This window comes from Sphaerisporangium sp. NPDC049002 (assembly GCF_040649355.1).
Taxonomy (GTDB): Bacteria; Actinomycetota; Actinomycetes; order Streptosporangiales; family Streptosporangiaceae; genus Sphaerisporangium.
Map to the genome: position 1 here is coordinate 1 of NZ_JBEZFH010000239.1, position 10627 is coordinate 10627.

At 71.0% G+C, this 10627-nt stretch carries 8 protein-coding genes; 2 read left to right on the forward strand and 6 right to left on the reverse strand.

Features of this window, described 5'->3' with window-relative positions; translation table 11 throughout:
* Both AB0B89_RS31335 and AB0B89_RS31340 read right to left on the reverse strand, forming a co-directional pair.
* Nucleotides 1-527, reverse strand: a 527-nt coding sequence (locus tag AB0B89_RS31335; RefSeq protein ID WP_358560006.1) for an RICIN domain-containing protein, incomplete at its 3' end; no start/stop codon positions are given.
* 134 nt (nt 528-661) lie between these two features.
* On the reverse strand, nt 662-1576 hold the full coding sequence (locus AB0B89_RS31340; RefSeq protein ID WP_358560008.1) for a glycosyltransferase: 915 nt from the start codon (nt 1574-1576) through the stop codon (nt 662-664).
* Between the two features lie 345 nt (nt 1577-1921).
* Between AB0B89_RS31340 and AB0B89_RS31345 the strand changes: the two genes are divergently transcribed.
* Nucleotides 1922-2476, forward strand: coding sequence for a DUF4166 domain-containing protein (locus AB0B89_RS31345; protein ID WP_358560010.1), 555 nt, complete (start codon nt 1922-1924; stop codon nt 2474-2476).
* 129 nt (nt 2477-2605) lie between these two features.
* On the opposite strand, the gene AB0B89_RS31350 is transcribed toward AB0B89_RS31345, so the two are convergent.
* A complete protein-coding gene (locus AB0B89_RS31350) occupies nt 2606-5359 on the reverse strand; it encodes an AbfB domain-containing protein (protein WP_358560012.1) in 2754 nt (917 codons plus the stop codon).
* Between the two features lie 668 nt (nt 5360-6027).
* On the opposite strand from AB0B89_RS31350, the gene AB0B89_RS31355 reads away from it, so the two are divergent.
* A complete protein-coding gene (locus AB0B89_RS31355; RefSeq protein WP_358560014.1) occupies nt 6028-6651 on the forward strand; it encodes a fasciclin domain-containing protein in 624 nt (207 codons plus the stop codon).
* 73 nt (nt 6652-6724) lie between these two features.
* Here AB0B89_RS31355 and AB0B89_RS31360 read toward each other — a convergent pair whose 3' ends face one another.
* The 3 genes from AB0B89_RS31360 to AB0B89_RS31370 all read right to left on the reverse strand — a co-directional run.
* Nucleotides 6725-8038 carry a M20/M25/M40 family metallo-hydrolase gene (locus AB0B89_RS31360; RefSeq protein WP_358560016.1) on the reverse strand — a complete coding sequence of 438 codons (1314 nt, stop codon included), beginning with the start codon at nt 8036-8038 and terminating at the stop codon, nt 6725-6727.
* On the reverse strand, nt 8035-9906 hold the full coding sequence (locus AB0B89_RS31365; protein WP_358560018.1) for a prolyl oligopeptidase family serine peptidase: 1872 nt from the start codon (nt 9904-9906) through the stop codon (nt 8035-8037). The genes AB0B89_RS31360 and AB0B89_RS31365 overlap by 4 nt, the downstream gene beginning before the upstream one ends.
* Nucleotides 9903-10627, reverse strand: a 725-nt coding sequence (locus AB0B89_RS31370) for a C39 family peptidase (protein WP_358560020.1), incomplete at its 5' end; no start/stop codon positions are given. The genes AB0B89_RS31370 and AB0B89_RS31365, both read right to left, overlap by 4 nt.

Sequence of the window (10627 nt, forward strand, 5' to 3'; positions counted from 1 at the left end):
TGATGCGCGCCCTGCGCGACGCGATGCGCCGGTACGCCATCGAGGCCGTCGAGCGCCTCGGCGACACCGGCGTGCTGCGGGAGGACCACCGCCGGCCACGCGGTCACGCCGGTGTTGCCGTCGGTCTGCTCCCACCGGTAGGTCCAGTCCTGCGCGGCCGTTCCGTCGCACGTCTTGACCACCAGGCCGTCCCCGGCCTGGGGGTTCGCCGTGGCGGGCTGGAGGCACTTGCCGGCGGCGACGTTCTTGATGACCATGCTGCCGTCAGGCTTGTAGGTGTTGGTCCACTTCACGGTCTTGTACTGCCAGGACGGGGCCCGCAGCGTGATCGCCGGTGCCCCCTCGCCTGTGCCGTCGGACAGCAGGGCCAGGCGGCTGCCGTCCATCCGGTTGACGAGCCGGCGTTCTTCGGGGGCGGCCGCGTCGGCGCGCGCGACCGGCGCGCACACGCAGAGGAGGGCGGCGGTCGTCACGGCCGAGGTCAGCGCCGGCGCAGAGCGCGTGAATGCCCGCTTCGTGGAACCCATGGGGACGAACCCTTCTTCTTGGTGGGGTGCGGCCTCCGCCCGCCGGAGCCCGCGCCCCACCTCTTCCCCGATCCTCACTCTCTGTAGTCAAATGGGGATCCACGAATTGATCATCGATCTTCCGGCCGGGAGCCTCAGATCCGGGTCGCGGCGAGGAGATAGGCCTCGCGCAGACCGTTCATCAGCATCCGGGAGTCGTATCCCATCGCGGTGTCCGAGGCCCGTTCCGCCCATTTCGCGCGCACGTCCTCGTCCTGCAGGCACCGCAGCAGGCCGACGAACTCCGTGACCGTCTCCCCGTGCAGGTAGGCGCCCTTCAGCCAGTCGTGGTAGCAGGGAAGGTCCGTGAGGACCAGTGGCAGCCCCGCCGTGGCGGCCTCCAGCGTGGCGAGCCCGAAGGTCTCGTGCTTGGACGGTAGGAAGAACACGTCCGCCGCCGCGCAGTATTCGAATACCTTGTCCCGTGGAACCAGGCCCGTGAACGTCACGTTCGCGGGCGCGCTCGCGCGCAGGCGGGTCAGATCGTGACGCGCGTCCGACAGCATGCCGAACTGAATTCCGCCCACCCAGACGAATCTCAGCTGGGGCAGGCTCCTGGCGCAGGAGACGAATTCCTCGACGCCCTTTCTCGGCTGCACCTGACCCACCCCGAGAACGACCGGCCGGTCGTCCCATTCGAACTCGCGGCGCAGTTCGTCGCGCCGGTGGGAAAGCGGCCGGATGCGCCGCTCGTCGACGGCGTTGCTCGTCGGGATGATCGGGCCCCGCACGCCGAGCTCCTTGAGCTCTCGCGTCGTCGCCTCGCTGACCGACAATATGAGGGTGGCCAGGCCGAACACCCTCCTCATGTACCAGCGGACGAACCCGATGGCCAGGTAGGTCCCCTTGATGCTGCCGACGAGCGTCTCGGGGGTGACGTGGGCGCTGATCAGTCGCGGGCCGCGGTGGGCCAGCATCCGCAGGACCGCGAACGGGCCCATCGTGTGCACGTGGAGGACCACGCGTTTTCCGTACGCGCGTATCCCGGTAACGTGCTCGAAATCAGGCATTTGCTTTATCGCCCGGACGCCCTCCTCGAATACACTGTGCACGCCGTGGCCTCGTACGGTGAAAGTCGATTCCGACATAACGCTCACCCGTACGGGGGCCGGCCCGGTCGTCGTCTGGTGCGGTATTTCTTGCCCATTTCGGCGCTTGCGAACGCTGCGACGTCGCTCACGTATCGTGACCACGGCGCCAATGCTAGGGCAAGAGAACCGAAAAGGCTATAGAGCGATGAACGCATAGAAATAGCCAGATATCCATATTCCGGCAAAGAGAATGTGCGCCCGTATTAACCCGGGGCGTATAAGTGAATCGCAGGGAGGGCTTCGGAGGCCGGAGGGGGTGCGGGTGTGGTGGAAGAGGCGTACGCGTGGATGTGGCGGTTTCATCTGGGGGATGAGACGGTCAGGGGCACGGGGGTGCTGGAGGTCCGGCGGGGTCCGGGGGTGCTCGGCAGGGCGGCGTGCGCCGTGCTCGGGTTCCCCCGTACGTGTACGGCGGTTCCGGCGCTGGTGACCGTTCACCGTTCCCCCATGGAGGATCCCGAGACGGGGGAGGCACGGGTCGCCGAGCGGTGGGAGCGCACCATCGGGGCGCGGAGGCTGATCAGCGTCCAGAGCCGCGCCGGCGATTGTGGGTGGGAGCGGCACGGACCGCTGGAGATCCGCACCCGTACCGTCGCCTCGCCGGACGAGGTGAACGTCGTGCAGGTGGGCGCCGTGCTGCGGGCGGGCAGGCGGGAGATCGCGCTGCCCGACCGGTTCTCGCCCCGCGTCTTCGCGCACGCGTGGGTGGAGGCCGGCGACCGCGACCGGAGGCCGCCGCGCTTCCACGTCGCCGTGCGGGTCACCGTGCCGCTGATCGGCGTGCTGATGTCCTACCGGGGCCAGATGTCCGCCTGCTGATGTCCTGCGGGAGTGTCATGCCCGTGTTCTGACGGCCTGCGATGCCTGTGTCCGCGTGCCCGCGGTCACTTGCTGGACGTAGGGCAGGGCGGCGGCACGCCGGAGGGCCGGGTGCCGCCGCCCGGCGGGTCAGGGCGCCCAGGCGGGCGCGACGACCCAGGTCGTGTCCTCGTCGTAGTGGGACGAGGCGTCGAAGGCGTGGGAACCGCCGGAGGAGGCGACGTAGACCTCCTCCGCGTAGTGCCGGACGTTCCCGGTGATGTTGGAGGCGGAGAGGCTGACCCCGGAGGAGCCGAAGCGGGGCGGCTGGGCGCAGAAGGTCGCGTCCTGGTCGAACAGCGTGGTGCCGTCCCGTGGGTCCTTGCGCACGCGGAAGTCCTGGTGGCGCAGGTAGTGCCCGGCGAAGTTCCGTGACTCGAAGGAGTAGCAGCTCCCGTCGGCCAGGCCGCGCCGCACGTAGAAGGTGGCGTCCTGCTTGAGGGTGTCCGGGCTGGTGGAGGTGACCACGTCCGTGCGGGCGAGCGACGCGCTGTGGCGCAGGTAGCGGTCGGTGAAGCCCGGGGTCGCCACGCGCAGCGACAGGGCCGAGCCGACGGTCAGGCCGGCGCCGCTGCGCCACCAGGGGGCCGTCACCTGCCAGGTCGTGTCATCGGCGAAGGACGCGGATCCGTCCCAGGGGTTCGGGCCCCCGCTCCGCGCGACGTAGACCCCCTCTGAGTAGTGCCGCAGGAAGTAGCCCGGCAGGTTGAGGGACTCGAACGACATGCCGTTGCCCGTGCGGCCGTCGCGCAGGCAGAAGGTCGCGTCCTGGTCGAACAGCGTGGTGCCGTCCCGTGGGTCCTTGCGCACGCGGAAGTCCTGGTGGCGCAGGTAGTGCCCGGCGAAGTTCCGTGACTCGAAGGAGTAGCAGCTCCCGTCGGCCAGGCCGCGCCGCACGTAGAAGGTGGCGTCCTGCTTGAGGGTGTCCGGGCTGGTGGAGGTGACCACGTCCGTGCGGGCGAGCGACGCGCTGTGGCGCAGGTAGCGGTCGGTGTACCCGGGGGTGGTCACCCGCAGGGAGACCAGCCCGTCGAGGGTGAGCCCGCCCGCCGACTCGATCACCGAGCGGTTGACCGCCCGAACCCGGTCGGCGTCCATCTTGCGCACCTTGCGGTCGTAGGTCCAGATGCCGTTGACCTCGTTCTCCACGTCGGTGGGCTGGGTGTAGATGGAGGCCGACAACCCTCCGCCCGTGATCAGCGGCTTGAGCTGCTCGTTGATCTGCACGTACCGGTCGGTGAGCGTCGCGGCGTCCGGCGTCATCTCGTAAGCGAAGCCCGTGCCGGGCCACTCGTGGCCGGGGCTGCGCAGGCCGAGACCGCCGAACTCGCCGAGCACGGCGACCCGGTCGGCGGTGGGCCGGTGCGGGGCGCCGGGGCCGACGTAGATGTGGTCGTCGATGACGTCCCCGTTGCCGCCGTCGAAGCCGCAGCAGTTGGAGCCGGAGTTGTTGGTCACCAGCCGCGTGGGGTCCCAGCTCTTGACCAGGTCGGCGATGCGGGCCGGGTCGTACTCGCCCCAGCCCTCGTTGAACGGGATCCACGTCACGATCGAGGTGATGCCGCGCAGGCTGTCGACCACGCGGCGCAGCTCGCTCTCGAAGTTCGCCCGGTCGCTGGTGGAGGGGGAGACCCCGGTGCGCATCGCGGGCATGTCCTGCCATACGAGCAGGCCCAGCCGGTCGGCCCAGTAGTACCAGCGGGCCGGCTCGACCTTCACGTGCTTGCGCACGAGGTTGAAGCCGAGCGCCTTCTGCTGTTCGAGGTCGAAGCGCAGGGCCTCGTCGGTCGGGGCGGTCGAGATGCCGTCCGGCCAGTAGCCCTGGTCGAGGGTGCCCATCTGGAACAGGAACCTGCCGTTGACGGTCGGCCGCAGCACGCCGCCGATCATCGCCTTGCCGACCGAGCGCATCCCGAAGTAGCCGGTCACGGCGTCCCCGCCGCCGGTGCCGGTGAGGGTCACCCGCAGGTCGTACAGGAACGGGTCGTCAGGCGACCACAGCCGGGCGTTCGGGACGGGGACGCGCAGGTGCGCGCCGACCGCGCCGGTGGCGCTGCCGACCACCTGCCCGCCGGTGAGCGCCTCGGCCCGCACGCCCTGCCCGGAGACGCCCGCCCCCTGGACGACCAGGTCGAGCACCCCGGCGGGGACGTCGGGGGTGGTGTCAAGGCGGGTGATGGCGGCGGCGTTGACCGGCTCCAGCCAGACGGTCTGCCAGATGCCGGAGTGCGCGGTGTAGAAGATGCCTCCCGGCGAGCGGCGCTGCTTGCCGATGGGGACGCCGGCGGCGTCGACGGGCGAGTACACGCCGATGATGATCTCGTTGGAGCCGGCGCGCAGGGCCGAGGTGATGTCGGCGCTGAACGGGTCGTAGCCGCCGGTGTGGGTGGCGACGGCGGTGCCGTTGACCCAGACCCGCGCCTCCCAGTTGACCGCGCCGAAGTTGACCCGTACGCGCCGCCCGGACCAGGTGGAGGGAACGGTGAACGTGCGGCGGTACCACATGCGGTCCTCGTGCCGCTGGACGCGCGAGAGCCCGGACTCGATGGGATAGGGCACCAGCACCTGCCCGGCGAGGTTCTGGCCGACCGGCGGGCTGTCGATCGACCCGGTGCCGGCGAACTGCCACAGGCCGTTGAGGTTCTGCCACTCGGAGCGGACCATCTGCGGCCGGGGATACTCCGGCAGGGGGTTGTCCTGGCTCACCTGGGCGGTCCAGGGCGTGGTGAGCGGTGGCGCCGCCTGCGCGGCGGGAGGTGAGAGCTGAGCCTGCCCTATCAGGGCGGCGGCGGAGAGCACGAGCGCCGCGATCACTCGGCGGGCCCAGCCGGAGGGTCTGACCATCTCACTCCTTGGCGGAACGAAGGGATCCCCCGAGACCGAAGAAGACCGAACTTGACTGCATCCGATCGTGAGCCGACCATACATCGCCCAAGTCCGGACGAAAATAGCCCATTCACTGACTGGATGCGACCGGTGTGCGCCATGGGAAGACGTGCCTGGCCAGGCCGCCTGCGCGGACGGCTTCCTTGTCTGACAGGGCCGCCGGGCCGGTTCGCGGAACCCGTTGTCCAGTCACTATCGGTCGGAATCCGTCAGGGCCGGACAAGGCTGAGCCGCCCATGCCCCGCCCGAACCTTGACCCACTTCTGGCGGGATGTCGGTTTCGCCTCGGGCAGGCGGTTCACATGGCCGACGCTTTGTCGCATGCCGTCCCGCGCATGGGTGGCGGCGGTGGGCGCTCGGCGATAATGAGAGGGTCGTCATGTGCGGGGACGTGCGGCAACGATCCCGTCCATGGCCGGCTTGAGTGAGCGGGGGCCGCTGTGCACCGGCCTTCTCACAAGGGGCCGCCGTCGCGTGGGTACGCGGTGGACCGAGCGGTCTCACGGACGTACGGGCCGGGCGGCGTCCGCCTCCCTTCACGGGCATGGAGGCCCGGTGACCCTTCCAGCGACCAGTCGGACCGCAAGGTGACCGCCCTTCAAAAGAGCACAAAAGGGGACAGGCACATGAACACTCGTCTTCTCGCCCTTCCGGTCGTAGCGGCCATGTCGCTCACGGCCGCCTACGGCACCACCGCAGGCGCCACCAGCGACAGCGGTACGCACGGCTTCACCGTGACGCCAAGGACCGTCCATTCGCCGACACCCTCAGCCTCCTCCTCTCCGGTCGGCCCGGGCTGCTCGTCCCTGCCGAGCTCCGGGCCCGGCAGCCCGTCGGAGATCGCCAACGAGCCGGTGGCCACCGCCGCCACGCACATCCCCGACCTGTCGACCCTCGTCGACCTCGCGAAGAAGGCGGGCCTGGTGGACACGCTGAACTCCGCCTCGGACATCACCGTCTTCGCGCCCAGCAACGCCGCCTTCAAGAAGGTCCCGAAGGACCAGCTCGACAAGGTGCTGGGGAACAAGAACGAGCTCACCAAGGTCCTCACCTACCACGTCGTCCAGGGGCGCAAGACCCCCGCCGACCTGGAGAAGGGCGACTTCTCCACCCTGGAGGGCGACAAGATCACCACCAGCAGGTCGGGTGACGGCTTCAAGATAGGCAACGCCGAGGTGACCTGCGGCAACCTGCAAACCCGCAACGCCACCGTCTACATCGTCGACTCGGTGCTCAAGCCCGGAAGCTGAGCCTCCCGGGGCGACCGTCCGGGGCGCGGGCGGCGTACGCGCCGTCCGGCCCCGGCCGGTCGCGAAGGCTCCTCTAGGCCGCGCGGGACGTCAGCAGGCGGTCCAGGACGCGGACCCCGAACTCCAGGCCTGCGACAGGCACCCGCTCGTCCACGCCGTGGAACATCCCGAAGTAGTCGAGCGCCGGGTCCAGCAGCAGCGGCGCGAAACCGTACCCCCTGATGCCGAGCGTGGCGAACGACTTGGCGTCGGTGCCGCCGGTCATGACGTACGGCACGGGGCGCCCCGCCGGGTCCTCGGCGAGCAGGGCCGAGCACAGGTCGTCGAACAGGCCCTCGGTGGGGGAGGCCACGCCGTCGCCGAAGCTGACGAACTCCCGGCTGATCTTCGGGCCGAGCAGCTTGTCGATCGTCTCCAGGAACTCCTCGCGGAACCCGGGCAGGAACCTGCCGTCCACGTGCGCGTGGGCCGTGCCGGGGATGACGTTGACCTTGTAGCCCGCGTCCAGCATGGTCGGGTTGGCCGAGTTGCGGATCACGCCCTTGAACAGGGTGCCGACCTTGCCCAGGCGCTCGACCTCCTCGTCGAGCCGGTCGAGGTCGATCGTCGTCCCGAGGGCCCGGCCGAGGCCGTCGATGAGGGAGGCCACGGCGGGCGTGAGCCGTACGGGCCAGCGGTGGTCGGCCAGGCGCGTGAGGGCCCGGCAGAGCTCCGCCACCGGGTTGTCCACCGGCGGCTTGGACCCGTGCCCCGCCACGCCGTGCGCGGTGACCTTCATCCACGCCGTGCCGCGCTCGCCCACCGCCACCGGATAGACGCGCAGGTCACCCTCACGGGAGGCGGACCCGGTGCCGCCCGGAACGGTCACGCTGAAGCCGCCCGACTCGCTGATGGCCTCGGTGCAGCCCTCGAACAGGTCGCGGTGCCTGGTGACGGCGTAGCCCGCGCCGTACTCCCCGGTGGCCTCCTCGTCGGCGAGGAACGCCAGCACGATGTCACGCTTGGGACGCAGGCCCTCGCGGGCCCACTCGCTGACGAGCGCCAGCGTCATGGACAGGGTGCCCTTCATGTCCACAGCGCCGCGCCCGTGCACGCACCCGTCGGCGATCTCGCCGGAGAAGGGGTGGAGCTTCCACTCCGCCGGGTCGGCGGGGACGACGTCCAGGTGGCCATGGATCAGCAGGGCTTCCGGGCTGTCCCCAGGGATGCGGGCCACCACGCTCGTGCGGCGGGGCGCCGACTCGAACACCGTGGGCTCGATGCCCAGGCCGGAGAGCAGCCCCGCGACGTACTCGGCGGCCGGACGCTCTCCCGAGCCGTCCGGAGTCCCGTCGTTGGTCGTGTCGATCTTGAGCAGGTCCGAGCAGATGCCTGCGACCTCGGTCACGTTCTTCCTTTCAGCGTCAGCGGCGGCACTTCGGGAGTGGGGAAGCCGAAGATGAGCCCGTAGAACGCGAGCTCGGCCTCGAGTGCCGCGACGATGGTTTCCTCTCTTCGCCAGCCATGCTGTTCCCCGGGAAAGGTGAGGTAGGCCCATCGCCCGCCGTGCTCGCCGAGCGCGGCGACGAACCGCTCGGCCTGGCCTGGGTCGACGATGGCGTCCTCCAGGCCGTGCATGAGCAGGGCGGGCCCGGACGCCTGTGCCGCGTGCAGGGCGGGGGAGCGCTCCAGATACCGCTCGCGGGTCTCGGGGAGCGGGCCGATGAGGCCGTCGAGGTACCGGGACTCGAAGTCGTGGGTCTCCCTGGCCCAGCCCTCCGGGTCGGTGATCGCGTAGTGGGCGACCGCGCCGCGGAAGGCGTCGCTGTGCACGAGCGCCGCCACCGACGTCCAGCCCCCCGCGCTCCCGCCCCGGATGGCGACACGCTCGGGGTCGGCGAGGCCGGCCGCCACCAGCCCGCGCGCGACGGTCTCACTGTCGCGCACGTCCACAACGCCCCAGTTGTGCCGGAGACGCTCGCGGTAGGCCCTGCCGTACCCGGTCGAACCCCCGTAGTTCACCTCGGCGACGCCGATGCCCCGGCTGGTGAAGTAGGCGATCTCCAGGTCGAAGACCATCGGGCTGGAGCCCGTGGGGCCTCCGTGGACGAACATCACGTACGGGGCGGGGGCGCCCGTCCCGGCGCCCGCCGGCGGGTACACGTGGGCGTGCACGCCGTCGAAGAGCATCGCTTCGGGGACCGGCAGCACGGCCGGGTCGGGAAGCTCCTTGGCGGGGGAGAGCACCTCCTGGGCGCCGGTCGCGAGGTCGACGCGCACGACCTCGAACGGCCTGTGCGGCGAGGCGCCCACGCCGGCCACGCTCGACCCGCCGGGGGAGGCCGACACCGTGGGAGCCCAGTAGGTGTACGACCCGCCGACGTCGGCGATCTCCCCGGTGGCGGGGTCCAGCACGCCCAGCCGCTTGCCGTCGGCGGTGCCGTACATCGTCACGACGCGGTCGCCCGCGAGCGCGAACCACTGATAGCCGAGCTTCCAGGCCGCGTCGCCGAACTCCTGGGGCAAGGGGGTGAGGTTGCGCGGGGGAGTGCCGTCGAGCGGGACCAGGTGGATGTTCCACCAGCCGGTGGGGTCGGTCACGGCGTACAGGGCGCCGTCGTCGCGCCACTCGGCCTGGGCCACCGCCTCGTGCGGCCCGCCCGCCACCACACGGTACGGCCCGGCGGTGCCGTCGTCCCGCAGCGGGGCCACGCAGAGCTCGGTGCCGTCCCAGGGCATGGCCGGGTGGTCCCAGCCGATCCAGGCCAGCCGGCGGCCGTCGGGGGAGACGCGCGGGTTCATGATGAAGTGCTGTGCCGTGACGACCACGCGGGACGGCCCGCCACCGAGCGGCACCGCGACCAGGTCGCGCTCGTCGCCGGTCTCGCGCACGCACCACACCTCGTCGCCGTGGATCACCAGGTCGGCGTAGCGGGACGATCCGGGCGGGGTGAGCGGCACCGGGTCGCCTCCCGGCGCGCAGCGGTAGAGCCGCTGGTCCTCCCAGTTGGCGAACACCAGCCCGCCGCCGGGGAGCGGGCGCCACGCCCGCCCGCCGTACTCGATCACGCGGCTGCGGGCGTTCCACCCCCGGGGCAGGACGTCCCGGACGGCGCCGTCGGGGGTGCGCCGCACGACGCAGCGCCGCCCGCCCTCGGCCGGGCGCGGCTCGTCCCACCACACCTCCTCGCCGGTGGGGGCGGGCACGATCTCCACCCAGAGCGGGCGGTCATCCACGCGTGCGACGTCGACGGCAGTGATAGGAGAGTCGATCACCAGTTGCCCTCTGAAGGTGGGAGTGGGATGTCGTGCGGGTGGATGACATGGACGATTCCCCCGCTGCTGGTGGTGCGTAACCAGACGTTCTCGAATGCGGCCCTCGGATAGGTTCTTTTGACCGTCTCGTCGGACGGCGCCGCCGGATCGTTGGCGATGACGTCGCCCCCGGCGGTGAACCCGGTCACGACCATGAGGTGGCCGCGTGTGGAGTACCCCGAGCCCGGGAGCTCGTGTTCCTTGAACGACTGCGAGGTGATCACCGGGATCCCGGCGCGGATGAATCGTTCCACCTCGGCCAGCGAGCGCATGCGGGTGACGAAGCCGCCCAGCCCGTACCGCCCGGCGTAGGCGACCCCGAACGGCCAGTTGCCGGTGCCCTGGTAGCTGTGGTCGTACATGTCGCGGGCGGCGTGGTCGACGGCGGGGCACGGGTCGGCGGGGTCGACGAAGGTGAGGTCGCCGGGCGCGGGCCCGCGTCCGAAGTACTGCAGGACCATCGTCACCGAGGCCGGGCTGCACCAGGAGTCGCCGCCGCCTCCCCACTCGGGGTGGTGGCCGGCGTGGGTCTTCTGCGAGCGCGGCGGCACGGCGAGCTCGACCCGGGAGCCCTCGCCCGCCGGGCCGGCAGGGACGCTGGCGCGCGTGGGCAGCGCCGAGGCCGAGTCGGCGGGTGGCCGGGCGGGTGGAGGAGGTCGTGCGGGAGCAGTGGGGGCGCAGG